The sequence below is a fragment of the Klebsiella terrigena genome (assembly GCF_012029655.1).
In the GTDB taxonomy this organism is placed as follows: Bacteria; Pseudomonadota; Gammaproteobacteria; order Enterobacterales; family Enterobacteriaceae; genus Klebsiella; species Klebsiella terrigena.
This window is the reverse complement of sequence record NZ_CP050508.1, coordinates 869962-894223: the sequence shown is the minus strand read 5'-3', so window position 1 is coordinate 894223 and position 24262 is coordinate 869962. Positions and strand designations below refer to the sequence as shown.

Annotated in this window: 25 protein-coding genes; 13 read left to right on the top strand and 12 right to left on the bottom strand. The window is 58.3% G+C overall.

Features of this window, described 5'->3' with window-relative positions:
* Position 1: 1 nt before the first annotated feature.
* The 3 genes from HCK03_RS26580 to HCK03_RS04355 all read right to left on the bottom strand — a co-directional run bounded on the left by HCK03_RS26580 (position 2) and on the right by HCK03_RS04355 (position 2031).
* Positions 2-121, bottom strand: coding sequence for a chromate resistance protein ChrB domain-containing protein (locus HCK03_RS26580; RefSeq protein ID WP_167691185.1), 120 nt, complete (start codon positions 119-121; stop codon positions 2-4).
* A gap of 58 nt (positions 122-179) precedes the next feature.
* Positions 180-458: a hypothetical protein gene (locus HCK03_RS04360; protein ID WP_148707964.1), complete on the bottom strand. Its 279-nt coding sequence runs from the start codon at positions 456-458 to the stop codon at positions 180-182.
* Positions 459-843: 385 nt separating this feature from the next.
* Entirely contained in the window at positions 844-2031 is a 1188-nt protein-coding gene (locus HCK03_RS04355) for an MFS transporter (RefSeq protein ID WP_041147116.1), read from the bottom strand.
* A 333-nt stretch (positions 2032-2364) separates the two neighbouring features.
* On the opposite strand from HCK03_RS04355, the gene HCK03_RS04350 reads away from it, so the two are divergent.
* Positions 2365-2910 (top strand): GNAT family N-acetyltransferase, encoded by a 546-nt coding sequence (locus tag HCK03_RS04350; RefSeq protein ID WP_135184008.1) that lies wholly within the window; start codon positions 2365-2367, stop codon positions 2908-2910.
* A 149-nt stretch (positions 2911-3059) separates the two neighbouring features.
* Positions 3060-3464: a nuclear transport factor 2 family protein gene (locus HCK03_RS04345; protein ID WP_041147117.1), complete on the top strand. Its 405-nt coding sequence runs from the start codon at positions 3060-3062 to the stop codon at positions 3462-3464.
* Positions 3465-3687: 223 nt separating this feature from the next.
* Here the strand turns inward: HCK03_RS04345 and HCK03_RS04340 are convergent, their stop codons facing one another.
* Complete coding sequence (locus HCK03_RS04340) at positions 3688-4431, bottom strand: SDR family oxidoreductase (protein WP_041147743.1); 744 nt, start codon at positions 4429-4431, stop codon at positions 3688-3690.
* 463 nt (positions 4432-4894) lie between these two features.
* Positions 4895-5806: a LysR family transcriptional regulator gene (locus tag HCK03_RS04335; RefSeq protein ID WP_134527659.1), complete on the bottom strand. Its 912-nt coding sequence runs from the start codon at positions 5804-5806 to the stop codon at positions 4895-4897.
* A 112-nt stretch (positions 5807-5918) separates the two neighbouring features.
* On the opposite strand from HCK03_RS04335, the gene HCK03_RS04330 reads away from it, so the two are divergent.
* Genes HCK03_RS04330 through HCK03_RS26570 form a run of 3 tightly spaced genes read left to right on the top strand, consistent with a single transcriptional unit; the run spans position 5919 to position 6730 of the window.
* On the top strand, positions 5919-6365 hold the full coding sequence (locus tag HCK03_RS04330; protein WP_167691184.1) for an ester cyclase: 447 nt from the start codon (positions 5919-5921) through the stop codon (positions 6363-6365).
* Between the two features lie 60 nt (positions 6366-6425).
* Positions 6426-6620 carry an alcohol dehydrogenase catalytic domain-containing protein gene (locus HCK03_RS26575; protein ID WP_407692376.1) on the top strand — a complete coding sequence of 65 codons (195 nt, stop codon included), beginning with the start codon at positions 6426-6428 and terminating at the stop codon, positions 6618-6620.
* The gene (locus HCK03_RS26570) at positions 6590-6730 is read left to right on the top strand and encodes an SDR family oxidoreductase (protein ID WP_206110934.1); all 141 of its coding nucleotides are present in this window, start codon (positions 6590-6592) and stop codon (positions 6728-6730) included. Before HCK03_RS26575 ends, HCK03_RS26570 begins: the two co-directional genes overlap by 31 nt.
* A gap of 24 nt (positions 6731-6754) precedes the next feature.
* Here the strand turns inward: HCK03_RS26570 and alaE are convergent, their stop codons facing one another.
* Positions 6755-7192: an L-alanine exporter AlaE gene (gene alaE, locus HCK03_RS04320; RefSeq protein ID WP_228283760.1), complete on the bottom strand. Its 438-nt coding sequence runs from the start codon at positions 7190-7192 to the stop codon at positions 6755-6757.
* A gap of 284 nt (positions 7193-7476) precedes the next feature.
* Positions 7477-8502, bottom strand: a complete 1026-nt coding sequence (locus HCK03_RS04315; RefSeq protein ID WP_206110933.1) for an alcohol dehydrogenase catalytic domain-containing protein — start codon at positions 8500-8502, stop codon at positions 7477-7479.
* A gap of 161 nt (positions 8503-8663) precedes the next feature.
* Here HCK03_RS04315 and HCK03_RS04310 point away from each other — a divergent pair, with 161 nt between their 5' ends.
* Together HCK03_RS04310 and HCK03_RS04305 are read left to right on the top strand one after the other, a co-directional pair.
* Entirely contained in the window at positions 8664-9605 is a 942-nt protein-coding gene (locus HCK03_RS04310; RefSeq protein WP_206110946.1) for a LysR family transcriptional regulator, read from the top strand.
* A gap of 187 nt (positions 9606-9792) precedes the next feature.
* Positions 9793-11031: an MFS transporter gene (locus HCK03_RS04305; RefSeq protein WP_167691183.1), complete on the top strand. Its 1239-nt coding sequence runs from the start codon at positions 9793-9795 to the stop codon at positions 11029-11031.
* A 198-nt stretch (positions 11032-11229) separates the two neighbouring features.
* Here the strand turns inward: HCK03_RS04305 and HCK03_RS04300 are convergent, their stop codons facing one another.
* A complete protein-coding gene (locus HCK03_RS04300) occupies positions 11230-11502 on the bottom strand; it encodes a GNAT family N-acetyltransferase (protein WP_167691182.1) in 273 nt (90 codons plus the stop codon).
* Positions 11503-11513: 11 nt separating this feature from the next.
* Positions 11514-11744 carry a 4Fe-4S mono-cluster protein YjdI gene (gene yjdI / locus HCK03_RS04295; RefSeq protein ID WP_041147123.1) on the bottom strand — a complete coding sequence of 77 codons (231 nt, stop codon included), beginning with the start codon at positions 11742-11744 and terminating at the stop codon, positions 11514-11516.
* A gap of 271 nt (positions 11745-12015) precedes the next feature.
* Between yjdI and HCK03_RS04290 the strand changes: the two genes are divergently transcribed.
* The 4 genes from HCK03_RS04290 to HCK03_RS04275 are packed head-to-tail and all read left to right on the top strand — an operon-like array spanning position 12016 to position 16736.
* The gene (locus tag HCK03_RS04290) at positions 12016-12288 is read left to right on the top strand and encodes a YtcA family lipoprotein (RefSeq protein WP_041147124.1); all 273 of its coding nucleotides are present in this window, start codon (positions 12016-12018) and stop codon (positions 12286-12288) included.
* 6 nt (positions 12289-12294) lie between these two features.
* Positions 12295-13323, top strand: coding sequence for a multidrug transporter subunit MdtN (mdtN, locus tag HCK03_RS04285; RefSeq protein WP_115191934.1), 1029 nt, complete (start codon positions 12295-12297; stop codon positions 13321-13323).
* Positions 13324-13332: 9 nt separating this feature from the next.
* Complete coding sequence (locus HCK03_RS04280) at positions 13333-15273, top strand: FUSC family protein (protein ID WP_167691181.1); 1941 nt, start codon at positions 13333-13335, stop codon at positions 15271-15273.
* Complete coding sequence (locus HCK03_RS04275) at positions 15270-16736, top strand: MdtP family multidrug efflux transporter outer membrane subunit (protein ID WP_041147127.1); 1467 nt, start codon at positions 15270-15272, stop codon at positions 16734-16736. The genes HCK03_RS04280 and HCK03_RS04275 overlap by 4 nt, the downstream gene beginning before the upstream one ends.
* A gap of 66 nt (positions 16737-16802) precedes the next feature.
* Here HCK03_RS04275 and HCK03_RS04270 read toward each other — a convergent pair whose 3' ends face one another.
* Positions 16803-19544, bottom strand: coding sequence for a LuxR C-terminal-related transcriptional regulator (locus HCK03_RS04270; RefSeq protein ID WP_167691180.1), 2742 nt, complete (start codon positions 19542-19544; stop codon positions 16803-16805).
* Positions 19545-19818: 274 nt separating this feature from the next.
* On the opposite strand from HCK03_RS04270, the gene HCK03_RS04265 reads away from it, so the two are divergent.
* The gene (locus HCK03_RS04265; protein WP_134527671.1) at positions 19819-20598 is read left to right on the top strand and encodes an acetoin reductase; all 780 of its coding nucleotides are present in this window, start codon (positions 19819-19821) and stop codon (positions 20596-20598) included.
* 321 nt (positions 20599-20919) lie between these two features.
* Here the strand turns inward: HCK03_RS04265 and HCK03_RS04260 are convergent, their stop codons facing one another.
* Together HCK03_RS04260 and HCK03_RS04255 are read right to left on the bottom strand one after the other, a co-directional pair.
* A complete protein-coding gene (locus HCK03_RS04260; protein ID WP_123552010.1) occupies positions 20920-22473 on the bottom strand; it encodes a peptide MFS transporter in 1554 nt (517 codons plus the stop codon).
* Positions 22474-23016: 543 nt separating this feature from the next.
* Positions 23017-23595 carry a YceI family protein gene (locus HCK03_RS04255; protein ID WP_115191929.1) on the bottom strand — a complete coding sequence of 193 codons (579 nt, stop codon included), beginning with the start codon at positions 23593-23595 and terminating at the stop codon, positions 23017-23019.
* Positions 23596-23757: 162 nt separating this feature from the next.
* Here HCK03_RS04255 and HCK03_RS04250 point away from each other — a divergent pair, with 162 nt between their 5' ends.
* Positions 23758-24177: a GNAT family N-acetyltransferase gene (locus tag HCK03_RS04250; RefSeq protein WP_167691179.1), complete on the top strand. Its 420-nt coding sequence runs from the start codon at positions 23758-23760 to the stop codon at positions 24175-24177.
* Positions 24178-24262: the final 85 nt, after the last annotated feature.

Below are 24262 nucleotides of genomic sequence, written 5' to 3'. Positions count from 1 at the left end.
ATTAACAGGCCGTCAAACCGACTGCATCAGTCGGGCAGGAAGCGATGTCATCCAGCCATATGAAACGAGCTTCTATATCGATAAAACGAAGGATCAACCAGGCGCTGGCTAATCTGTCCACCCAGGGTCGACGGCATGTTGCCCAGATCCTGTTGTTGAATTCACTGACAGAAAGGGTTTCAAGAGCAGATGTCGAAGAGTTGAGTCAGTGCAGTTTCTTTCGTGATAACTGAGCGTGTTTTTCGTATTTCTGTGAGTAATCCGGCGTAATCCTCAGCACGGTCAAACAGAGATCTGAAATCAACGTGTTCCGGCTCCTTAGCCAGCATAACAAAAGCAGTACCGCCAACGGCGCGAACACCCAGTGCAATCTGGTTAAAGGTCTCCTTCCCTGAATGGTTGTCTGGCATAAGGTAACCGCCATCGCGTAATACTGCCGCACCGGCAGTTTTTAACATTCGCCAGGCCCGCATACGAAGCGCGGCCTGCTCAGTTGAGAGCATAAGGATCAGAATGAGTATTTTACTAATGTAGAGATTAATACATCATGAAGAGTACGCTACATATTATTTTGAAATAAAATAAGCACAATTAATTATTAACATTCCATAATACGAACGTATTCTACACCCGGAATAGCTGTTTTCATGGCCGGCCAGCAAACATAGGTTGATGTTAGCAATGCCCGCTCCTGGCGCGAGGACGGCCGAAGCGTGGGTGTGCAGGTCCACTCTGTGCGAATAGTAGACCAGGAATAAAGCCCCTCGAAATAATATTGAGTCTCCTGGAGGGGCTAAACAGGTTTAACCGGCAGATGTCAGCACATGACCGTAAATGAAGGATTCATTTAGACTGGTCTGGCACAAAATACATCAGCAATAGCGTCAAGACACAAATAACCGCGCCGGCAAAAAATGTTGAAGCAGAACCCCAAATGTCCCATAACAGGCCTGCGCCCAGGCTTGCAATCAGCAATCCTGCTCCGCTCAGTAAGCTGAAAAATCCAAAGGCCGTACCACGAAGATCAGCGGGTGCCGTACGGGCAATCATGGTGTTCAGCAGACCCTGAGTCATTCCCATATGTACGCCCCACAAAGCAACACCCACGATTATTCCGACCCAGGTATGACTGAGGGCGAGAACTAAGTCAGCCGCGATGAGCACTACAAGTCCCATTTGAAGTAATCGCTTATGACTGATGCTGTCTGATAAGCGCCCGAAAGGGTACGCAGTAAAAGAAAAGACGACATTCATGGCGACCATCACGAGAGGAATTAAAGCTAGTGGGATATCAACCTCTTGCGCCCTTAGCACCAGGAAAGCCTCACTAAATCTGGCGAGAGTAAATACCCCACCGAGTCCTATAACCCACCAGCAATCCACACCCAGCCTTTTCAGATTTTCCTTTCTCACCGGATTAGTTCTGACCGTAGCGACTGGTGTGCGTGGTTCATGTAATCCGAAAAATAACAGGGCTACGGCCAGAAATGCCGGCACGACGGCAACCCAGTAAACAGCACGGAAATCGTTACTCCATAAAAGCATTAGCCCCACAGCCAGCAGCGGCCCAAGAAAACCGCCCATCGTGTCCAGTGTCTGGCGCAGGCCATAAGCCGCCCCTCTGATCTCGGGGGGAGTAACGTCGGCAACGATCGCATCTCGTGGTGCGCCCCGAATTCCTTTTCCGACTCGGTCAATCATGCGCGCGCTGAAGATCATCCCTGAGGTTGAAGCCAGCGCAAAAAGTGGCTTGCTAAGTGCACCAAGGCCATAGCCAAGCACTGCAAGCCCTTTACGTTTGCCAATGTAATCACTGATTACACCTGAAAAAACTTTGACGCATAAAGCCGTCGCTTCAGCCAGTCCCTCAATCAGACCAATGATGACTACTGGCGTCCCTAAAGCAGTGGCCATAAAAAGTGGAAGAAGGCTGTGGATCATTTCAGAAGAAACATCCATCAAAAGACTGACAAAACCAATAATCCAGACGCCACCGGGAATGCGCCGTAATGTCGAAAATCGAGTCCCCATTTCACATCCTTTTAAAACCAAAAGCGCTAATAAACATCACACTATATTACATGTGAATGAGAATTATTTTGCATAATTGAAAGGTGGTGTTCAGCTGCGGGAGTCGTAAGCAGGTACTTTGTTCGTTGCTGCGGATGCCACTCCGCCAAAGTTAACATTATTGTCCCTTGGCGTATGACGGATGGGAAGTCCCTCATATCCAGGCCGGCCACGAACGACGAGCGGGCATACCCGAAATCGAGCAAGGCGATGGCTTCGCAGCCGAAGTGTGCTTAAATCAACCTGCGGCGTCATCGAAGCCAATACATTGAAATCAGCAATCTGGAGGTAAGTTTGCAGCTTGAAACCAGGCGTTTATGTCTTAGACCGGTAGTTGCATCAGATGTAGCCGATCTATTCAGGATATATGGCGACCCTGCCACGAACCAATTCAATCCGGCTGGACCTTATCCAGATATTCAACATGCGCAGGCGGTTTTGAATCGATGGGTAGAGCATTGGGTAGCCAATGGTTTTGGTAACTGGGCAATATCCCTTCTCGACAGCCCCGAAGATATCATTGGCTTCGGTGGATTGAGTATCCTCAGCTATACCGATAAGCCGTTCAATAATCTGGGGTATCGGTTTGCAACTGAAGCGTGGGGAAAAGGACTGGCGACGGAGTTTGCTGAATATGCCGTAAGGTATGGCTTTGAGGTAATAAAACTTGCAGAAGTTAATGCTGTTGTAAGAGCAAACCATCTGGCATCGCAAAAAGTTCTACAAAAGGCAGGCCTGAGCTACGTCAGAGATATAGATGATGTCAAAGACGCCCCTCCGAGCATGCTATATGCTCTTCTTTTTGATGACTGGCATATAAGTAAAAGCATGCCAGGTTGATAAACTCACAGACCGTATTGTGAATGTAGCCATAAAAATGAGTCACTTGCCAATTGCTCTCAATTACCTCACTAAGTGGCACTACAGGATAAGGTGATTTTTAAGACAATCAATTAATCTAAAGGCCCTTAACTACGGATTGACAAGCTATGACAATTCAAACACCGCAGGCAGTAACGGAAGCTTTTTTTCATCGTATAGCCACAGCAGAAGATGTGAATGAAATAGCTGAATTGGTTAGTGAAAATGTAGACTGGCTGGTCGCCGGAAATACTCAGGTAGTTCCCTGGATTGGCCGCAAACACGGCAGAAAGGGTGTAGCCGAATTCTATGCGCAAATCCGGGCACAGATTTCATCAGAACATTTTGAAATCAAAGATATCCTTATCAAAGATAAGCATGTAGCGGCTATCGGTGAACTTGCATCACGCGTTAAAAAAACGAACAAGCTGATTGAAACCGAGTTTGTACTCGATATGCACATTGAAGATGGTCTTATTACCCGTTTTCGTATGTTCGAGGATAGCTACGCAGTTTCCGAAGCCTGCCTTTGATTTGTAGATATCCTTGTTCCCTTCAGACATCCACTCAAACGAGCGTGCAGCGAACTTTTTCGTTATTGAGAGTTCGCTGACTTAATACCGTATTCAACATTGGCCTGACCCTTGTTGAATTATACCTGCTCACATCCGCTCCGGGTACCAAGCGGATGTGAGTGCTGTGGGTCCGCTGAGAGCGAAAAGCGGAAGTTGGCTACTCTGTTCAACGTCCCCAAATTCAGCCTTTATTCCCCACTTTTTCGCGTGTAGGACCATCAAAATAGATGTTACTAATGTGGCAACTACGCGGTTGAACCAACACAAAGCGAATTGTTTCCCAGACCGAGCGCCCATTCATTAAACGCTCCCCCATTTTGAATTGGTTATCGACAAACGTATCTAATCCTGTCAGTTCGAAATCTGGGGGATATAACCCAGTCACACGTATATTTTCTTCGGACAACTGGTGTGAGAGTTTAGTTGTAAACCCGCTAAGGCCGTGTTTACTGGCAAAAAATGCGGGATGCGCAATTGAATCTGTGAAATTCGGAATCCCACATGAAGATATAATTGAGACTATATCCGCACTTTCTGAACGTCTTAAGCTGGGCAGCAATGCCTGAGTCAGTAGAATCGAACCTGTTAGTCCTGAGCTGACAGTATTGATAATTTCTGTGTCTGGTTGATCGTCTAACGTTCCGGATAACCACTGGGCAGCATTGAGGATTAAAATGTCTATGGGCTTATCTGAAGTTAACAACTGTGAAGAAAACTGAGAAAGGGATTCAGGCTGGGTTAAATCACAGATATATCCTTTCGCAATTCCGCCTTCAGCCGAGATGATACTGCAAGTTTTTTGAATATCATTGGCACGCCTCGCGCAAAAATCTACCTCGACGCCTTCTCGTGCCAACCATACGCTCAACGCCTGACCAAATCCCCCGCCACCACCGGTAATCACAGCCCTCTTACCTTTTAGCATCTTCATTCATCCTTTCTTAATGACTATGTATGGATGTAGATATACATGAGGAGATGGATTGGCGTCTTTCAGTGAGTGCCATTTTTAGATGACGGGTTGGATAAGCTGTACAGCAATCTTTTTAATAGCGTGCCAGTCCGTCCGCTCCTGGCACATAGATGACCGTCATATTAAGTTCAACTTAGATCATCAACGGCTTCAGTCTCCCTCCCTCCTGCGGCATATTTGCCACAAAAAGTCATTGCCTGATGTATGACTAACCTACTAATAAATATTAAAAATATGAACTCGGAAAACTCTATGCGTGGCAGATCTACGGCTCACGGCAGTGCTGGAGGATTGTCGATGCCAAACGGCCTCCAGTCCTGGCTGACGCACAGGCAAATGCATGAACCCTCTCTGGTGTTTATGCCGGCGATGGCAGATTGACGCTACCGTCCGAACTCGAAAACTGGCCGGGTAACTACAGCGCCAACGCGATGGATTCGATCAGCGTCCGCAACCACTTCTGCGCCTGGTGGCCATCGCTTCGACGATGCCAGATCAGGTAAAAAACGATCTCGGGCAAAGTAACCGGCGGCGGGAAAAAGGCCAACTGTCTTCCAGCCGGAGATTGAAGCGCGACCCGCTTCATGACGGTTGCCGTCATACCGGTGCGGGCCACGATGGCCGGTAGGGCGAACATGTGAGGAAGCGTTAGCGCGAGCGTGCGCTGCTGGCCCAACTGGGCAAGAGCCTGATCCACGAGACCATGTCGCTGCCCCTCCGGCGAGGCGAGCGCATGGGGAAGTGACAAATAGGTCTTCATATTCATCCCGCGTCTTGCTGCGGGATGCTTACTTGCGATGATGGTGACGAATTCGTCACGCAGGATCGGCCGGGTCAGGATGCGGCCATCGGAATGCGTAGGCGGCACGCCAATGGCCACATCGATCGCTCCGGCATCGAGCAGGTCCACCGCATGGTCGCGGTCGTTAAAGGCATGCACATTGACCGAAATACCGGGTGCTTGTTCTGCGAGCGCCTCTAACAATGCGGGCAGCACAACGAACGCCGGATAGTCTGACAGACCCAGGTTGACCGTCAGCTTTGCTACCCCCGGAACAAAATCCGGCTTCCTGACCAGAGTGGCTTCGAGCTGCCGCAATGCCTGTGAAATGGGTTCGGCCAACTCGCGCGCGCGCGGCGTCGGCAGCAGGCCTTCGGCGCTGCGCAAAAACAACGGATCGCCTAACAGCTTTCGTAGCCTGGACAGGGCTGCGCTCATGGCTGGTTGACTCACCCCGACCCGGGTGGCGGCTCGCGTCACATTACATTCGCTCATCAGCGCGTCAAAGGCGGCGAGCAGATTCAAATCAATGCCATGAAAATCCATAAATCAAATAATCCATTATACAGTTTATTTGTTAGACGGATTTTAGCATCGAGCAGATACTCTCGTCACTCTTAAGCCATCGCACGTAACTGCAACCCAACCAAGGTGACCCATGAATACAGAGAGTGCTGAACTCACCGAACGCCTGCGCATTGAGCGTCTGGCCGTAGAAACGCTCTATCGCGCCTTCAACGAAAAGAATCCCGACCTGGTTGATACCGTACTGGCGCCGCAGTGGGACGACATCCCGCTTGCGCCGAATCAAGGCCCTGGGCCGGAAGGCATCAAGCCAATCATCCGCAGCTTCGGCGAGGCTTTTCCCGATGTACATATTGCCATCCACGACATGATTCAGGTACCCGGTCGGATCGGCGTGCGTGCAGAGATCGGCGGTACGCATCAGGGAGAATTTTTCGGCATCGCCCCGACTGGCAAGAAGATAAGTTTTCGACTGCATGAATTTCACACGCTGAGCGACGGTCGCGTCACCACCACCTGGCATCTGGAGGACTGGTTCGGCCTGTTCATTCAGCTCGGCCAGTTCCCGGCTCAATCCTGATCGTATTGAAAACGAGATTCATCATGAAAGCAGCGTTAATAAAGAGTTTTGGCGGCCCGGATGTCGTCAGCATCGGCGCGCGATCTGCAGCCGGCTGAGGTTATGGTTCGCATTGAGGCGACAGGCATCAATCCGCTGGACGTAAAAATTATTGCAGGCTACCTGCAACAGGTTTTCCCGATCGATTTTCCCTACGTACCAGGCACCGATGCTCGGTGCTTCCCATGTTCGCCCAGGTTCCGATGGGCCGCGTGAGAACGCTTGAGGAAATAGCCGATGCCGTCACACTTCATGCCAGCCCCCGGGCAAGCTACATTACCGGAACGAATTTAAGACTTGATGGCGGCATGTGGCCCGGACTCTAAAGGTGCAGCGGGTCACAGCCCCGCTCAGCTGTTCAACGACATCGGCTTACTTCCCCCAGGAGGTAAACCAAATAACCGACGCACCCAGTTAAGAAACGCGCCGTAGGGCCGTCCCAGGCAAAGCATCATCAGCGCAGCGCCGAGAGTGCCTCGCACCAGCCCGCTTCCCGAAGCGCCGCTGAAGGCAATAATCAGCGCATAGATCGGCACCTGAAAACTGACCAGAGCCGCGCTGTCCCAGAGCAGCTGAGACACCCGACCGGGGCCGGCGCGCCGCATCAGCCAATCCCGCCAGATGCCGTAGGGCCTTGCGACCGGGACCATCAGCGCCGCCCCCAGCAGGCGGGCGTGGAGAACCTGCTCCCAGGTCATACCGGCTATCACGCGTTCGTTAATAATGCCGGTTGTGGTGAAGAAGAGGATCAGCGCAGCGGTATCTGCAATAAATGCGGTCCGACGCATCGACCGTTCCGGGGGTTGAGGCAAATTACATTTCCTGTCGTGGTGGAGTGATTAAATACCTTCTCATCCACAGAGAAGCCTAAAACTATAGCATACGGGCATCATCCAGCCCCCGCCCTGCTATGTGCTGCCCCGCTCTTCCCCCTTTACGCTTCCCTTGCCTCGACCACCGCGCCCACGTGATTCGCCTCCGGCCGTATAAATGCATCGTGTTTAATTGCAGGAAATGCGCCGCCGCGGCCGCCTGCGGGGGCAATAATGCCCCCTTTTCAACTCCTCCCCTATTACCGCGCGGGCGTAAACACGCCCCGGAAGCGCATCTTGCCGGAGGCCAGGCGCTCGTAGGCTTCCGCAGCCTGATCCAGCGAAAATGTTTCCACGATCGGCTTCACTTTGCCTTTTGCCGCCAGATCGAGCACTTCACTCAGGTAGTGCTGCCCGCCGTGCGTTGAGCCGATAACGCGCTGGCGCATCATGTGAAACGGCACGCCTTCGGAAGAGATCGAGAACGGCCGGTTAAAATCAAGCCCGCACAGCACCACCCTGCCGTCAGCCCGCAGCCCGGTGAGCGCGTCCTCAGCCGCGTTGAAGTGGTTGGTGGTGACCAGCAGCACGTCCGCGCCCCCCATTTCCCGCAGCGCTTTCCCGTTCGCCACCACATGGTTGGCCCCCAGCTGGCGGGCCAGCGCATGCTTATCCTCTGAATGGGTAACGGCAATAGTTTCAAACCCGCAGGCACGGGAGAGCTGCAGCGCGACATGCCCCAGCCCGCCGATGCCGACAATCGCCACCTTCTCACGGGGCTTCGGCGCGGCATCGCGTAAACCGCTCCAGGTGGTGTAGCCTGCGCACATCATCGGCGCCGCATCGACATAATCCAGCCCGTCGGGCAGAAGCACGGTTCCCTCAGCCGCAATCGTAATATACTCCGCGTGGCCTCCCTGCGCGGCAAAGCCGGTGGTACGCGGCTGAACGCAGTTCATTGCCGTCTGGCCCGTCAACGGCCGGTTCTCACGACAGTATGGGCAGCGGCCGCAGGACGATTGCACCCAGGTGGTTCCTACGCGATCTCCCACCACGCGCGTGTGGACCCCGGCCCCAACTTCGACAACCTCCCCGACAACTTCATGACCCGGCGTTTGCGGGTAAATGTCGCCCCCATACCCCTGCGTCGCCCACACGTCGGTGTAGCACATGCCTGAAGCATGCACTTTTACCAGCACCTGCCCGGGCTCGACCTTAGGAACAGGGACTTCCTGGACTTCCCACGGTCGGTTGGCGCCGGTCATAACAATCGCTTTCATTTTCATTTGGTTATCCTTATTTCACTTGTCGTTGATGAGGGAAGCAGGCGGGTGCGCGGTTACCGTTAATGGGAAACGCAAAGTTAACGAAGCATGTTGAGTTCCTGCTATTTCGAGTCTATGGTTCGTGGATTATCAAAACAATCCACGCAATTTTTGATGTGATGATGAAAGACATTCACCAATTGAAGGGCGCTGATTTTTCAGCCTTTACCGCTTTTCTGGCCGTCGCGGTTAACCGCAGCTTTCGTGCGGCAGCGATCCAGCTGAACATGACGCCGTCGGCAATCAGCCATTCGATCAAGGTCCTTGAAAAGCGGCTGAACGTCCGGCTTTTTCACCGGACCACGCGCAGCGTCTCTCTGACCGAGGCGGGAGAGCGCCTGGTTGCCAAATTACGTCCGGCAATGGAAGCAATTGGAGATGCGCTGCAGGAACTCGATACACATGACCAGACGCCCACTGGAACGGTGCGGATTAACGCCAGCGAGGGCGCCATTCGCCTGGTCCTGAAGCCGATCCTGGCCGGCTTTCTGGCGCGCTATCCCGGCATTCATCTCGATATCGTTAGCGACGGCAGGCTCAGCGATATCGTTGGCGACGGCTTCGATGCCGGCATCCGTCTGGCCGAGGCGGTGCCAAAGGATATGGTGGCGGTTTCGCTTATGGGGCCGATCCGTTTCGCCGCTATCGCCTCGCCCGATTATTTCAAACGCCGCACTCGCCCCGCCGTTCCGCAGGATCTTTATCGCCACGATTGCATACGCTTTCGCTTTGACAGCGGGGCGATCTATCGCTGGGAGTTTGCGCGTAAGGGGTTAATTGAAAAGATTAACGTCACGGGACCGCTGACCCTGAGCGATCAGCCCATGATGGTGGAAGCAGCGCTCGATGGAATAGGGATCGCCTTTGTACCTGACCACCTTGCCATGGACGCATTGCGGGATGGCCGTCTTGAACGGGTTTTAGAGGAGTGGTGTCCGGCGTATCCCGGGCTTTGCCTCTACTATTCCGGCCATCGTCACGTTTCACCCGCCCTGCGAGCGCTGATCGATGAGCTGACCCGGCACGCCAGACCCGAGGCGCAGGGCAAGACGGCGAATACTTAAACGCACCTGCTTAAACCCATTTAAGATAATTAATCGCATGCTCAGCGCACGCCTCGCCACTGTCCGAACGGCCAGGATACCGCACTCTGCAATGTGCAAAAAAAGATAAGAAGCGCCCGTTACGGGCGCCTCACCAGGCCGGCACAACGATGCTGGCCGGAATATTGGCTTTGAATGGGATAAGACTATGGGTTCACAGGTATCCGCAGCGGAAGATTCTCTCCTGCGGCACGGGTCGTTCGTCACCTTTTGGCTGGCGCGCACCTGTTCATCGTTTGGTTTTCAGATGTTCTCGGTTGCCGTGAGCTGGCAAATTTACGCCATCACCCACAGCGCGATGGCGCTGGGGATGATCGGCCTGATGCAGTTCCTCCCTTCAGTGCTGCTGGCCCTGCCCGCCGGACACCTCGCGGATCAGTTCGATCGCCGGCGCATCGTGCTGCTAGGCCAGTTCATCGAATGGGCGGCGCTGCTCGGACTGGTGGCGCTGACGCTGCTGCACTGGGCGGACAAAATTGAGATTTGGGGGCTGGTCTTCTTAATCTCGGTGGCAAAAGCGCTGGAGTGGCCGGCGATCACCTCGATGCTGCCGGCGCTGGTGCCGCCGCCGATCCTCGCCCGCGCGATGGCGGCCAGCTCCGTCGGGGGACAGGCGGCGGTGATTATCGGCCCAACCCTGGGCGGCCTGCTGTACGTCGCCGGTCCGGAAGTGGTCTACGGCGTCTCCGCCCTGTTCTATCTGTTCTCGATTGTGCTGGTGAGCCGGCTGCGCTACGAGCGGCCGCCGCAAACCCGCCTGCCGATGAACCTCAAGAACCTGTTTGCCGGCGTCCATTTTATCCGCGAGAGAAAAGACGTCCTCGGCGTGATCTCGCTCGATCTGTTTGCCGTGCTCCTCGGCGGGGCGACGGCGCTGCTGCCGATCTTCGCTCAGGATATTTTGCACACCGGCCCCTGGGGGCTGGGGATGTTGCGCGGTGCGCCGTCGGTCGGCGCGCTGCTGGTGGGCGTCTGGCTCAGCCGCAACAAGCTGGAGAAGAACGTAGGTATGATCATGTTCGCCTCGGTGGCCGGCTTTGGCCTGGCGACGCTGGTGTTTGCGCTCTCGACGAAGCTGTGGCTCTCCCTGCTGGCGCTGGCCGCGCTCGGCGGGTTCGATATGGTGAGCATGGTCATTCGCGGCGCGCTGGTGCAGCTGGATACGCCGGATGATATGCGCGGCCGCGTGAACGCGGTAAACGCCATCTTCATCAATACCTCGAACCAGCTCGGCGAGTTTGAGTCCGGCCTGCTGGCAGCGTGGATGGGCGCCGTACCGGCCGCGGCGCTCGGCGGGATCGGTACGCTGGTGGTGGTGGCGATATGGATGACCATTTTCCCGCATCTGCGCAAACGGCAGAAGCTGGAAAATGAAGGCACCCGCTGATAGCAAAGATGCGAGGTACTTTATGCGCGAAGCCGGAAACAGGCTGCCGAAATAATATTGACGCGCGCGGCTTCGGTAAAAATTCTGGCTAAGCTCTTTCTCAACGAAATAAGCGCCAGAAAAGAGATCCCGGATGCGGCAAGCGCGTCTGCGTTTCTCGCCTAACATTTAGCGCCGGCAAAAGCCGGCGCATTTATATCAGGCGCGGATATCATCGTATTCGCGGGTATTATCAAACTCGTGTTTAGCAAACGGGCATAGCGGGATAATTTTACGCTGCTCGTCGCGCATTTTTCCCACCACTTTCGCCACCAGCTTTTTACCGACGCCCTGCCCTTTCAGGCTCTCGTCGACGTCGGTATGTTCAATAATGCTGAGATGCTCCCCGGTGGGGACAAAGACAATTTCGGCGACCTGATTGCCCTCGGCGTCGTTAACGTAAAACTTGTTGTGGCCTTCCAGTATTTCCATCACGTCCTCACTTATTTTTGGCGATACTTCAGGGCGCCGCTCGGGCAGGTATCGATGACGCGCACGACCGTGGCGGCATCCACCTCGTCCGGCACGATCCACGGCTTACGTTTCAGATTGAAGAGCTTCGCGCTACCGCGTACGCAATTCCCCGAGTGCTGGCAGATTTCCGTATTGAAGTAGACATCGATTTTCTCTCCCCTGTAGGCGCGAAATCCCGCGTCCAGTAGTTCCTTATCCATGACATTGCCCCATTGTTTTTATTGTTCAGACCCTAAGCATAGCCCTGGCTGGAGGCGCTGACTACGGGCAGCAGCAGAAACCCCTCCCCCTATTTTATCGGCCGCTATCGCGGTTAATGCAAAATAAATGCGTTTATATTCATTCGCTATGCAAAGGCTACGCTCAAGCGACGCCAGGAATATAGGTTTTTAGTCTGCCGAGCAGCTTTTAATTACCCTTCAGGCCGATTAAACTCACTCCACAATGATATGAGCGCGCAGGTATCCTCCCTTGAATCGTATAGCGAAGCTGGCTCCGCCGGCACTATTATTAACCGCGCCTTTAATTTCCGGCTGCTCTTTATCACCGGCGATCCCGGTATTAGGCGCCGCATTTCCCGGCTGGTTCTTCTGTTTATTGGGCGGCGTATTTTTACTCATTCCCTGCCATATCCTGATCGTTCGCCGGGGCTGGCAGTCGCGATTTTCGCCGCTGGTCTTCAGCTACCTGGCGCTGATGTTCCTGTTCGCCACGATCCTGTGGTTCCTCTTCTTTGTTAACTAAGCCGCTATGACAAACTCCAGCCCAAGCGTATTACGGAAAAAGTGGCCCCTGCTGGCCCTCGTCCTCGCCGCGATCGTGGCGCTTATTGTGGTTATCTGGCAGCTCCAGACCTCGCCGGCCACCAACGACGCCTACGTCTATACCGACACCATTGACGTGGTGCCGGAGGTGAGCGGGCGGATCGTCGAGATGCCGATCCGCGACAACCAGCGGGTGAAGAAAGGCGATCTGCTGTTCCGCATCGATCCCCGCCCCTACCAGGCGATGCTCGACGACGCCAAAGCCCGGCTGACGACGCTGGATGCGCAAATCATGCTGACCCAGCGCACGGTTAAGGCCCAGGAGTACAACGCCCAGTCGGTGGCCGCCGCCGTCGAGCGCGCCAGGGCGCTGGTTAAGCAGACCACCTCTTCCCGCACCCGCCTCGAGCCGCTGGTGCCGCAGGGCTTTGCCTCGCAGGAAGATCTCGACCAGGCGAGAACCGCGGAAAAGGCCGCCCGCGCCGAGCTGCAGGCGACGCTGCTGCAGGCGAAACAGGCCTCCGCCGCCGTCTCCGGCGTAGACGCGATGGTTGCCCAGCGGGCAGGGATCCTGGCGCAGATTGCGCTGGCGGAGCTGCATCTTGAATTTACCGAAGTCCACGCCCCCTTCAACGGCGTGGTGGTGGCGCTGAAAACCACCGTCGGCCAGTACGCCTCGGCGCTCAAGCCGGTGTTTACCTTAATGGACGATGACCGCTGGTACGTGATCGCCAACTTCCGCGAGACCGATCTTAAAAACGTCCGCCCGGGCGTTCCGGCGCGGGTTACCGTGATGACCAACCACGACAGAACCTTCTCGGGAGTGGTGGATTCCGTGGGCTCCGGGGTGCTGCCCGAGGGCGGGAGCGTGATTGAAGGCCTGCCGATTATTCAGAAGAGCATCAACTGGGTCCACGTTTCCCAGCGCTTCCCGGTGAAGATCGCCGTCAAAGATCCCGACCCTGAACTGTTCCGCATGGGCGCCTCTGCCAGCGCCGTGCTTCAGCCGCAGTAAGGGGACGGCATGCAGAACTTCTGGTCGTTCCTGACCCGGGAACTCCGCGATGTGCCGGGCCGGGCCAACTATACCCTGCGCCTGACGCTGAGCTGCGCGGTGCTGATCGTCCTGTTTATGACGCTGCAGATCCCCTTCCTGGCCGTCGCGCTGATCGTGGTGTTTTACGTCAGCCAGCCGAACGTGCTGATGATCAAGCTGGTGAGCGTGGTGTTTTTTATCACCGTCAGCGTGGCGCTGGGCTGCGTGCTGCTGATCATCAAATGGACCTATGATTATCCGCTGATCCGCCTGGTGGCCTCGGTGCTGCTCTTTTTCGGCGCGATCTACCTGATGCGGGTGCTGGGCAAGCTGGGGCTGGCCTTCTTCGTGGTGGCGCTGGTGGTTATCTACGCGCAAACCTTCCCGTCGATGACCAGCCAGAGCGAGATCCTGGTGCGCCTGCTGCTGTGGCTGTGGGTGGTCATTAACACCGCCATCGTGGTCACCCTGCTGGTGAACGCCTGTTTTCAGCAGGCGTTTCCCGGCTACCAGCTCAAGGCGCGGATCGTCGTCCTGCTGCGCCAGGTTGCGCAGCTGCTCGTCCAGCCGGAGCCGCTGAAAAACCAGCCGACGTTTAAAGAGATCGCCGAAAACTTTGCCCAGCTAAACGCCCTCTATAAGCAGGCTACCCGCTCCAGCCCGGAGATGGCCGCCGACCCGCAGGGGTGGCAATCGCTGATGGCCGCCGCGCTGCACTGCTATCACCTTGCCGCGCTGCTTCAGCCGGGGGATGACCATCCCGCAGAGCGCCAGCAGCTCTCCGCTTCGCTCTCGGCACTGGCGGAGAATCTGCGCGCCGACGCCCTGCCTGCACAGCCGGAGATCGTCGCCCGGGATAGCGCCAACGGCGTAATTCTCCAGGAGATGGCCGCCACCCTGGGCAAGCTGGCCCGCGGCGAAGCGGTTGCGCTGCCGGCCGGGGAAGAGGAAAAGGCCCCGCTGCTGCTGCCCGATGCCTGGACCAATCCGACCTATCTGCACTTCGCCCTCAAAACGCTGCTGGCGACCCTGCTGTGCTACGTTTTTTATACCGCCGCCGACTGGCAGGGTATCCACACCATTATGCTGAGCTGCGTGATTGTCGCCCAGCCGGGGCTGGGGGCAACCCTGCAGAAGACCTGGCTGCGCATCGGCGGCGCCCTGCTCGCCACCCTGCTGGCGCTGCTGATGATCGTCTACGTTCAGCCGCACACCGAATCCATCGTCGGGCTGCTGGCGATGACCCTTCCTGTGATGGCGCTGTCTGCGTGGATTGCTGCCGGCTCGGAGCGCATCGCCTACGCCGGGATCCAGATAGGCTTTACCTTTTCGCTGGCGTTTCTCAGCTGGTTCGGGCCGCTGACCAATCTCACCGAGCTGCGCGATCGGGTTATCGGCATCCTGCTCGGGGTGCTGGTGTCGTCGATCGTCCACCTCTACCTGTGGCCGGATAGCGAAGCCCTGCCGCTGAAATCGCGCCTCGCGCAGCTCTACCGGCAGATTGCCGGCTACCTGCGCGCCGGGGATGATGAGGTCAGGCTGGTGCCGCTGTTCCACTCCCTGAACGGCGCCGAAACGCTGATGCATCGGGTGGCAGCCGAGCCGCTCAACGCCTGGGCCCATCCGCATCCGGAGGCCAAAACCTGGCCGGTCAAAGCGACCTGGCTGCGGGCCCAGGAGATCGTGCGCTTAAGCGAAGGCTACCGGCTGTACGCCGCGCCGGGGGATGATTTTCTCCAGCGCAGCGCCGCGCAGCTCCAGGCCTACGCCGAGGATATCGAGCGCCAGCAGGCCGCGCCGGCGCTGCCCCACGGAGTGCATCCGGATCCGCACAACCCCTTTGGTCCGCCGCTGGCGACGCTACTGACGACGTTACCGACGTGGTCGTCCGCACCTTCAGATCTTCCGCGACAGGCAGATAAGTCATGAGAAAAATGGACACCGCAGCACGCTACCTGCGCTACTCACCCCTCGCCTTCGTCCTGCTCGCCGGGTGCGCGCTGATTCAGGACGATCCTTCTCAGGTCAGGATAGTCAACCCGCAGCAGGCCGAGCTCGCGCAGGTGATTCATCTGGCGAACAGCGGCTGGCCGACAGCCAGGTGGTGGGAAGGCTATGACGATGCCCAGCTCAACATGCTGGTGAACCGCGCCCTGCAGAACTCCCCGACCATGCAGGCCGCCCGGCTGCGCATTTCGCAATCGCAGTCAACGGTAGAGCTGGCGCAGTCGGCAATGGGCGTGCAGGCCACCGCGGTGGCGGCGCAAAACCGCCTGCGGGTGACCAACAAGCAGTTCACCTGGCCCTACTCCTACTCTCTGCCGGTCGATAAAAACGGCCCCTGGTACACCCTGAATACGGTAGGCGTCGGCGCCACGCTGAATATCGATCTCTGGGGCGCCGACCGCGCCCACGTCGCGGCGGCCATCGGCGAGAAAAACGCGCGCCAGGCGGAAACCGCCGGTATCGAGCTGGATCTCGCCAGCAGCGTGGCGCAGCTGTACTTCGCGATGCAGGCTACCTTCCAGAAAATTGAGCTGCTCAACCAGCTGGAAGAGATTGCCCGCCTGTCGGTACAGGCGCACGAGCACCGCACCCGCCGGGGCGTGGAGGATAGCGTCGATATCGCCAACGCCCAGGCCGAGCTGCTGGCGGCGCAGCAGCAGACGATTACCGCCAAAGGTACCCTGACCCAGTATCGCGAAACCCTGCGCGCGCTGATCGGCGCCGACGCCAACAGCATGCCGGAGATCCACCCGGTGCCGCTGCCAACGCTGCAGGAGACGCTTCCCGATTCGCTCTCCTTCGAGCTGCTGGCCCGCCGCCCGGACCTGCAGGCGCTGCGCGGCTACGTCACCGCCTCGTTAAGCCAGGTCGATGCGGCGAAGGCGGCGTTCTACCCGCACTTCGATATCAAGGCCTTCTGGGGATATAACGCGCTGAGCGTCGGGGATCTGTTTAAATCGACGTTCCAGCAGATTAACCTGCTGCCCGGCCTCTATCTGCCGATCTTTGACGGCGGGCGTCTGAACGCCAATTTGCGTTCGGTGCGCACCGCCAGCAATATCCTGATCAAGCAGTACAACCAGGCCGTCCTCGATGCCGTTCGCGACGTGGCGATAAGCTCCAGCCAGCTCAACGATCTCAACCAGCAGGTGGCGCTCCAGCAGCTGAAGGTGACCGCCGCCATGGCCACCACCCACAGCGCCAGCGCGCACTATCAGCGCGGGCTGCTCAGCTATTACGCCGCCCAGGAGGCGCGTCGCCCGGCCATCGCCCAGCGGCTGATGCTGCTGGATATCCAGGCCCAGCGCCTGAGCACCGACGTTACGCTGATCAAGGCGCTGGGTGGCGACTATCGCAGCCCGCTGGCGGAAGTTAGCGAGAAGTAATACGAGCAGCAATAAAGGCGGGGCGGCGAACGCGGCCCCGCAGAAATGACGGCGCGAACTGTACCTCTAGCTTAGCAGCTGCCACTCGCGCGCCTGGTTGAGCGCCTGGATGCGGCCGCTGACTTGCAGCTTTTCGTACAGCTGCTTGAGGTGCCACTTGACGGTCTCCGCCGAAATCCCCAGCTCCCGCGCCATCCCCTTATTCGAGTAGCCTTCGGCAATCAGGCGCAGAGTTTGCCGTTCCCGCTCGGTTAGGCGTACGTCTGGCGGCGCGGCGCGTCCGGCGCTGAGCGGGATCCCGGCGGCGGCGAAGTGCGCCAGTAGCTGGGTCAGGTCGGCGCTGAACTCCGCCCCTGCCGCGCCGCGTTTAGCGATCAGCTGCAGCAACGACGCCAGCGCCGGGCCGCCGTCCAGCAGGCTGCGCAGCAGCTTCTGGCGCATTGCCCGCCGCAGCGCGGGAACGCCGACCGCCACGGCCTGCTCCGGGGCATTCGCCTGCCACAGGGCCTGGGCCTGCAGCAGCCGCAGGCGCACGGCGAACAGCCACTCCCCGCAGCGCTCCTGCTCGGCCGCCAGCGTATCGAGCCGCAGCGCCGCCGCCATCGCTTCCCCTTTCGCCATCAGCACCCGGCAACGGCTTAGGGCCAGAGAGGTGTGCGCCACGTCGCTTTTGTCCGCATCTTCGGCCAGCGCCTGCAGCCGGGAGAGCAGCGCTTCGGCGGCGGAGATATCGCCGTCCTGCAGCGACTGGCTGAGGCGCTCGGCCAGCAGCGGCGCCAGCGCCCGCAGCCATCCGCGCTGAACCGCCAGGCCTTCAGCGTGCAGCAGCAGGGATTCCGCGTCCTCCCGACGGGCGTTGAGCCGTGCCCGCCTCGCCAGCACGATATAGCAGCGGCTGAAGCCGTCCGGCGGGCAAAAATCATCGATCGTCTCCAGGCGCAGCGCCAGCAGCGCGTCAATGCGCTGCGTCTCCCCCTGCTCCCAGGCGATTTCGGCGAGGATCGGCGCCAGCGTCGCGCCGCTGCTGGAGCGGGCGCCGGTCTGCCGTTCCGCAGCCTCCAGCGCCCGGCTGGCCTGACGCTCGGCCTCCACCAGGTTACCCTGGCGCAGGTAGCCCTGGGCCATGACGAAAGCCCGATACACGCCGACGAACAGGTTGCGGCTGGCCTCACGCGCGCCCGATACCCGCTGCTGAACGTCGAGCGCCTGCTGCGGCCGGGAGTTGGCCAGATGGCAGTAGCTGAGAATGTTGCACACCAGGCCATCGACCCACACGTCGCCGCAGGGCACCTCCCGCAGCAGCGGCTCAACGATAGCAATGCTCTGCGGGATATTCTCGGCAAAGGCTTCGCAAATCGCCCGCACCACCCGCAGCTTGACCCACGAGCTGTGGGCTAATGCTTCACCGCTGGCCGCCGCCAGGGTTTCGAGCGCGTCCAGCAGCTGGCGGGCATCCTGAAAGCGAAAACGGTGCGCCAGCGCCCAGGCGAGGTTAATCTGCAGATCGATCCGCGAAGGGTCGAGATCCGCCGGCAGGTAGCGGATCCAGCGCACCATCGTGTCGATATCCCCCTCTTCCGCCAGCGACTGCGCCCCGACCTCCGCGTGCCCGGCTCCGCCCTTACCGGCGGCAAGAGCGTGGCGGATCGCCTCCGCCCACAGCTGCTGCCCGGCAAACCAGCCGCCGGCGCGTTCGTGCAGCCGGCGAATATCCTCCTCGCCGCCGCGCTGCAGGCGAGAGAGCAGCGCGTCGCGCATCAGCGGATGGTAGCGAAACCACAGCCCACCCTCGTCGAGGGCGGAAAGAAACAGATTGCGCTGCGCAATCCATGCCAGCATCGCCTCGCCGTTAGTTTTGCCTGTGACGGCGTCGCACAGCGCCGGATGCAGGCGGTTGAGCACCGACGTTTGCAGGAGAAAGTCGAGCACCTCGGCGGGCAAAGGGGCAAAAATAACTTCGTCAAGATAGCGGGCAATTGAGCGCGAGCCGGCGTTCAGTCCGCCCGCCGCCGGGTGGGAGTGCGCGGGACCGCTGGATAAGGTGGCCATTTTCATCCCGGCGACCCAGCCCTCCGTCAGGGCCAGCAGCCGGGGGATCTCCTGCTGGCTGAACCCCGGCGCCAGCGCGGCGGAAAAATAGGCGCTGGCTTCGCCGACGTTAAAACGCAGCTCGCTATCGTCCACCTCCACCAGCTGATCCTGCATCTGCAGCCGGCCCAGCGCCAGCGTCGGCTGGCAGCGGCTGCCGATAATCAGGTGCAGAGCGGGCGGGGCGTGGTTCAGCAGCCAGCTTAGCCCGGCGTGGATCGCCGGGTGGGAGATATTCTGATAGTCGTCAATGATGAGATACAGCGGGTGCGGGCAGCGGTGCAGCTGGTTCACCAGCTCCGCCAGAAACAGCGTGAGATCGGCCGCCGGGCCGTCATCCGCCTGGCGGAGAAACGCCGGGCTCCACCCTTGCCACAGGGGTGCCAGCGCCGCCTGTAGATAGCGCATAAACAGCGCCGGCGGGCCGTCGTCTTCATCCATGCTCAGCCAGGCCAGGGCATCCCCCTGCTGCTGGCGATGGTGGTACCACTGGGCCAGCAGGGTCGTTTTGCCAAACCCGGCCGGGGCGCACACCAGCGTCAGCGCGCTGCCGGTGGCGGCGTCCAGACGCCGCAGCAGGCGGTCGCGCAGCTGCAGCGCACCGGGTGAGCGAGGCGGCGTAAAGCGGGTGGCGATAAGCGGCAGCTGGCGCGTAAAGCCTAAAGGCTCTTCGGGAACACATTCACTCAGTGAGTCATCCGTTGCGGGCAAAAATTCCATCGTGCCGTTACCTTTTCATCCAGTCCATTCCCCGAGTGTACCCAAGGAGAGGAGGTTGAACCAATGCATCGCTGCGATATCCGAGCGCGCTCCAGCTTTTCATCACTGCACCCCATTCCCCCCCGGCTGGGGGGTAGGCCACGTTTATCCGCCGCTATAGAGTAGTGACATTCTCTGCCGCTGATGCTCCTCTGGCCCGCTGCGCCCTTCCCGCACCGGGTCCACAACGCATCGGGCAGCCGTCGTTTATTAATTAGCTCAAGGTGAGTACAGAATGGCTATCGAAAATAAAGTGGCGTTGGTCACCGGCGCAGGTCAGGGCATTGGCCGCGGGATTGCTTTACGTCTGGCTAAAGATGGCGCATCGCTGATGCTCGTCGACGTCAACCCGGAAGGGATTGCCGCCGTCGCCGCTGAGGTTGAGGCCCTGGGCCGCAAGGCGGCTACCTTCGTCGCCAATATCGCCGACCGCGATCAGGTTTACGCCGCGATTGACGAAGCGGAGAAGCAGCTGGGCGGCTTCGATATTATTGTGAACAACGCCGGGATTGCTCAGGTGCAGGCGCTGGCCGACGTGACCCCGGAAGAGGTCGATCGCATCATGCGCATCAACGTCCAGGGTACCCTGTGGGGCATTCAGGCCGCGGCGAAAAAATTCATCGACCGTCAGCAGAAAGGTAAAATCATCAACGCCTGCTCCATTGCCGGGCACGATGGGTTCGCCCTGCTGGGGATCTACTCCGCCACCAAATTTGCCGTCCGCGCGCTGACCCAGGCGGCGGCCAAAGAGTACGCCAGCCGTGGCATCACGGTAAACGCCTACTGTCCGGGGATTGTCGGTACCGGCATGTGGACCGAGATCGACAAGCGTTTCTCCGAGATTACCGGCACGCCGGTAGGTGAAACCTACAAGAAATACGTGGAAGGCATCGCGCTGGGCCGTGCCGAAACCCCGGACGACGTGGCAAGCCTGGTCTCCTATCTCGCTGGCCCAGACTCTGACTACGTTACCGGTCAGTCGATCCTCATCGACGGCGGCATCGTCTACCGCTAAATCCTGACGCCGGGCCGCGTTCACCGCGCGGTTCGGCTCACCCTCTCCTTCAGTCTGCACGCCCACGATCCGCTGGCGCAGCTGATTGCCAGCATCGTACTCAACGGCTGGCGCATTGCCTACATGTTCAACGCTAACTTCGGCGCAGGATTTATTATCGCCCCGGGGCTATCTGGCGGTCGGTGGTGGTGCTGTACGCCTTTGCCATGATGCTCATTTACCGCTGCACGTGGCGGGAGGCATAAGCCCGTCGGCAGAGTATGGGCGAAAAAAAACCGGCGCATCACGCGCCGGCTTACAGAGTATCGGTTCTTTTTAGCGTCAGGCGTTCGCCGCCGGCTCCTGGGCGGTTTTGCTCTGGGCATTTTGCAGCATCCGGCGCACAGGAACGATCAGCACGCAGAGTACGGCGGCGCAGATCAGCAGCGCAATCGAGCAGCGGGCGAAGAGATCCGGCAGCATATCCAGCTGGTCGGCCTTGACGTGACCGCCAATCAGGCCGGCGGCCAGATTACCCAGCGCGCTGGCGCAGAACCACAGCCCCATCATCTGACCGCGCATTCTTTCCGGCGCCAGCAGGGTCATGGTCGCCAGACCAATCGGGCTCAGGCACAGCTCGCCCAGCGTCAGCATCAGAATACTGCCCACCAGCCACAGCGGCGATACGCCCGCTCCGCCGCTGCTCAGCACGTTCTCGGCGGCCAGCATCATCAGACCGAAGCCGCCGGCGGCGCAGAGAATACCGATAACGAACTTGGTAATGCTGCTCAGGCGGACGTTTTTACGCGCCATCGCCGGCCATGCCCAGCTGAATACCGGTGCCAGCAGAATGATAAACAGGGCGTTAATCGACTGGAACCATACCGCCGGGATCTCGAAGCTGCCGATGGTGCGGTTGGTGTAGTCGTTGGCAAACAGGTTAAACGAGGTCGGCTTCTGCTCGAAGGCCGACCAGAAGAAGGCGGCAGAGACCAGCAGGATAAAGCACACCAGCAGGCGAGCGCGCTCTTTGCGGCTCAGGCCGGCAAAGGCGAACAGATAGATAAAGTACAGCGCCACCGACGCCGCAATGACGTACACCAGCGTGCTGGCGACCGCCACGGGGTTAATCACGATAACGCCCTGAGCAATCAGAACAATCACCGCCGCAACACCGACCGCCAGCGCCAGCAGCCAGGCGCCGACGCCGTTTTTCTTCGCCACCGGGCTGTTCCAGGTGGAGTCGAGACCCACTTCGCTGTCGTAGCGCTTCATGGCCGGAACGGCGAACAGGCGGAAGATAACCAGCGCCACCAGCATCCCGATACCGCCGATGCCAAAGCCCCAGTGCCAGCCGTGGGATTTGATAAGCCAGCCGGAGATCAGCGGGGCAATAAACGAGCCCATATTGATGCCCATGTAGAACAACGAGAATCCGCCGTCGCGGCGCGCGTCGCCCTTCTTATACAGCGTGCCGACCATCACCGAGATACAGGTCTTAAACAGGCCGGAACCGAGCACGATAAACATCAGCCCGATAAAAAACAGGGTGTCGCCCATCCAGGCAGAGAGGGCAATCGACAGATGGCCGAGCGCAATCAGAATCGAGCCGTACCAGACGGCCTTTTGCTGACCCAGCCAGTTATCCGCCAGCCAGCCGCCCGGCAGCGCCGCGAGGTACATGCTGCCGGCGAAGATGCCGACGATCGCCGACGCGTTTTCGCGCGCCAGCCCCATTCCGCCGTCATAGACGGTGGCGGCCATAAACAGGATTAAAAGCGGGCGAATGCCGTAAAAAGAGAATCGCTCCCACATTTCGGTAAAAAACAGCGACCCTAGCGGATAGGGGTGACCAAAGAAGGTCCGACTTTCGTTTTTATTAACAGAGGAATGCATAACTTCTCCCAATAAGGTGCGCCGAAGCGCTTGTAAATCGCGGAAAGCGCGTTGGCCATTTTTTCATTTGGCCAATCATTTACTTAAAATTTAATATTATTTAACCATTTGATAACCGGATGGTGGTTTTGTCTAGCCCCTTACCCAGACTTTTTAGATGAAAAGTCGACAAACGTCTACTTTTATAGATTTTAAGTTGGTCGAGACGTGAATACTGTTGACATTGACATCTTGAGTATTTTAACAATTTTATTGTTTATAAACATAACGTTAATGAATATCCATTCAGCATAAATGGATAGCCAGCGGCGGCGGAACCGCGTGATTAAAACCAGGGTAAATGTAGGGTTGGCAGCATCTACAGCGGGAAAGGAGGATAAACAGGGCTCTTGATTTTGCGCCGTCGTCGAACGGCAGCAATCTCCTGCCGCGCAGCAGGAGGCAAACGCCTGTATCGGCTTCGCGATAGCGTGCTGCCCGGACGCGCCGGCCGCTAATCCCTGACGGTTAGATAACGCCCCCACGCAAAGAGCGCGCGGGGAGCTATGCCCGATGCCGGACTTTAGCCTCGATGGCGATATCGATGGTAACGGTATCGCCCACCAGCGCCGCCAGGCTGTCCATATTAAAGGCCGAGCGTGAGATGGCGGTCGTCGCATGCAGCGAAAGCACCTCCCGGCCAACGGAACTGCCCGTCGGCGCTTCGAGGATCGCCTCGAGAATGACCGGACGCAGGATATTTTTTACGCCGAGGTAGCCAAAAACTCGAAAGCGTCCGCCTCCCAGCGCCACCACGCGGCTGCTGGTAAAGCGGATCGCCGGGTAGCGATCGGCGTCGAAAAAGAGACGGCCCTTCATTTGCCAGGTCAGCAGGCTATTGGAAGCCGTAAGGGTGGCGACCGGGATGTTGACGCTCAGGCGATCGTCCATGTCATTAGCCATATCCAGCGTAAATTCTCCCGTTACGCCGGCAAGATGCGCCTGCGAGGTGCCGCCGAAAGCCTGCCATGAGAGCCCGATCGCGGTGTCGGGGGTGCTGATGCCGTAGCTAACCGGCATCGCGTACAGCGGCGCCGGGCCGATCAGCAGCCCGAAGGCAATGGCGGAAACAATGCGCGTCATAGTGGGTTATCCTCAGTATCGATAACCGGTAAACGCGCCTGGCCCCGTTTTTATTCATCTCTTTTTTTGCAGGCGGATCGGTAGTTTGCTGGCGACGCGTAGCGATTGAGCGAACGCGTGGTTGATGGTAAACAGGGTAACGCCCACTTCTGAGATCGATACATGTTAGCAACCTACACCTTTGTGGAAACCGTTCCTCCGGCAAACGATTTTTGTCGCCTGCGCGTCATCTCCGGTTTAACGCCCCGGCCTCTTGAGGCGGCTAAGCGCGCGCTTCCCCGCAGCTGCCACGGCGTGTACGTGGAGTATTCCGGGCTGATTGTCGGCATGGGGCGCATCGTTGGCGACGGCGCGCTTAACTTCGAGATCGTCGATATTGCCGTCGATCCGGCGCATCAGGGAAAAGGGCTGGGGCGAAAAATCATGGAGCACCTGATGGCCTGGCTCGAGCAGCATGCGCCAGTGGGCGCCTACGTGAGCCTGGTGGCCGACGTCCCTGAGCTGTATCAAAAATTCGGCTTTAAGCTGGTGCGCCCGGAGAGCGAAGGTATGGCGCTGGTATGGGGATCGCAAGAGGGGTGAAGTTAACGTTAATGAGGCAAACAGCCTCCAAAGTTAAAGCTGCGTGATAAAGTTAAAACTCGCCAGAGAGCTTCCCAGCGCGTCT

Bases quoted from the DNA above. Each gene is read 5' to 3' on its own strand.
- HCK03_RS04360 (WP_148707964.1), bottom strand. From the start codon at position 458: ATGTTAAAAACTGCCGGTGCGGCAGTATTACGCGATGGCGGTTACCTT.
- HCK03_RS04355 (WP_041147116.1), bottom strand. From the start codon at position 2,031: ATGGGGACTCGATTTTCGACATTACGGCGCATTCCCGGTGGCGTCTGG.
- HCK03_RS04345 (WP_041147117.1), top strand. From the start codon at position 3,060: ATGACAATTCAAACACCGCAGGCAGTAACGGAAGCTTTTTTTCATCGT.
- HCK03_RS04340 (WP_041147743.1), bottom strand. From the start codon at position 4,431: ATGCTAAAAGGTAAGAGGGCTGTGATTACCGGTGGTGGCGGGGGATTT.
- HCK03_RS04335 (WP_134527659.1), bottom strand. From the start codon at position 5,806: ATGGATTTTCATGGCATTGATTTGAATCTGCTCGCCGCCTTTGACGCG.
- HCK03_RS04330 (WP_167691184.1), top strand. From the start codon at position 5,919: ATGAATACAGAGAGTGCTGAACTCACCGAACGCCTGCGCATTGAGCGT.
- HCK03_RS26575 (WP_407692376.1), top strand. From the start codon at position 6,426: ATGTCGTCAGCATCGGCGCGCGATCTGCAGCCGGCTGAGGTTATGGTT.
- HCK03_RS26570 (WP_206110934.1), top strand. From the start codon at position 6,590: ATGTTCGCCCAGGTTCCGATGGGCCGCGTGAGAACGCTTGAGGAAATA.
- alaE (WP_228283760.1), bottom strand. From the start codon at position 7,192: ATGCGTCGGACCGCATTTATTGCAGATACCGCTGCGCTGATCCTCTTC.
- HCK03_RS04315 (WP_206110933.1), bottom strand. From the start codon at position 8,502: ATGAAAATGAAAGCGATTGTTATGACCGGCGCCAACCGACCGTGGGAA.
- HCK03_RS04310 (WP_206110946.1), top strand. From the start codon at position 8,664: ATGAAAGACATTCACCAATTGAAGGGCGCTGATTTTTCAGCCTTTACC.
- HCK03_RS04305 (WP_167691183.1), top strand. From the start codon at position 9,793: ATGGGTTCACAGGTATCCGCAGCGGAAGATTCTCTCCTGCGGCACGGG.
- HCK03_RS04300 (WP_167691182.1), bottom strand. From the start codon at position 11,502: ATGGAAATACTGGAAGGCCACAACAAGTTTTACGTTAACGACGCCGAG.
- yjdI (WP_041147123.1), bottom strand. From the start codon at position 11,744: ATGGATAAGGAACTACTGGACGCGGGATTTCGCGCCTACAGGGGAGAG.
- mdtN (WP_115191934.1), top strand. From the start codon at position 12,295: ATGACAAACTCCAGCCCAAGCGTATTACGGAAAAAGTGGCCCCTGCTG.
- HCK03_RS04280 (WP_167691181.1), top strand. From the start codon at position 13,333: ATGCAGAACTTCTGGTCGTTCCTGACCCGGGAACTCCGCGATGTGCCG.
- HCK03_RS04275 (WP_041147127.1), top strand. From the start codon at position 15,270: ATGAGAAAAATGGACACCGCAGCACGCTACCTGCGCTACTCACCCCTC.
- HCK03_RS04270 (WP_167691180.1), bottom strand. From the start codon at position 19,544: ATGGAATTTTTGCCCGCAACGGATGACTCACTGAGTGAATGTGTTCCC.
- HCK03_RS04265 (WP_134527671.1), top strand. From the start codon at position 19,819: ATGGCTATCGAAAATAAAGTGGCGTTGGTCACCGGCGCAGGTCAGGGC.
- HCK03_RS04260 (WP_123552010.1), bottom strand. From the start codon at position 22,473: ATGCATTCCTCTGTTAATAAAAACGAAAGTCGGACCTTCTTTGGTCAC.
- HCK03_RS04255 (WP_115191929.1), bottom strand. From the start codon at position 23,595: ATGACGCGCATTGTTTCCGCCATTGCCTTCGGGCTGCTGATCGGCCCG.
- HCK03_RS04250 (WP_167691179.1), top strand. From the start codon at position 23,758: ATGTTAGCAACCTACACCTTTGTGGAAACCGTTCCTCCGGCAAACGAT.